The sequence below is a fragment of the Streptomyces recifensis genome (genome assembly GCF_002154615.1).
Classification (GTDB): Bacteria; Actinomycetota; Actinomycetes; order Streptomycetales; family Streptomycetaceae; genus Streptomyces; species Streptomyces griseoluteus.
Window position 1 is genome coordinate 1 of sequence record NZ_MUNH01000146.1, and the last position, 565, is coordinate 565.

The window sequence follows — 565 nt, forward strand, 5'->3', positions numbered from 1 at the left end:
GGCCGGGGTTAGCACGGTCGCGAACGATCCGTGACTTCCATGGTGTACCCGAGAGGCCTCTCAGGCAAACCCACACGCCCCACCTTACGCCGAATGGTGGGCGCCTATGCTCAGGGACGTGGAAAACCACTCCTTGCCTCGCGCAGCGGCCTTCTTCGACCTGGACAAGACGGTCATTGCGAAGTCCAGCACGCTCACCTTCAGCAAGTCCTTCTACCAAGGCGGACTGATCAACCGCAGAGCGGCCTTGCGCACCGCCTATGCCCAGTTCGTCTTCCTGGCCGGCGGTTTGGACCATGACCAGATGGAGCGCATGCGGGAGTACCTCTCCGCCCTCTGCCGGGGCTGGAACGTGCGCCAGGTCAAGGAGATCGTGGCCGAGACCCTGCACGACCTGATCGACCCGATCATCTACGACGAGGCCGCCTCGCTGATCGAGGAGCACCACACGGCGGGCCGGGACGTCGTGATCGTGTCGACGTCCGGCGCGGAGGTCGTGGAGCCGATCGGCGAGCTGCTCGGCGCCGACCGGGTGGTGGCCACCCGGCTGGTGGTCGGCGAGGAC

1 protein-coding gene is annotated in these 565 nt (G+C 66.0%); it reads left to right on the forward strand.

Annotated elements, in window-relative coordinates; translation table 11 throughout:
• Window positions 1-106 precede the first annotated feature (106 nt).
• A partial coding sequence (locus CCN33_RS09565; protein WP_107483919.1) for an HAD-IB family hydrolase occupies window positions 107-565 on the forward strand: 459 nt, incomplete at its 3' end.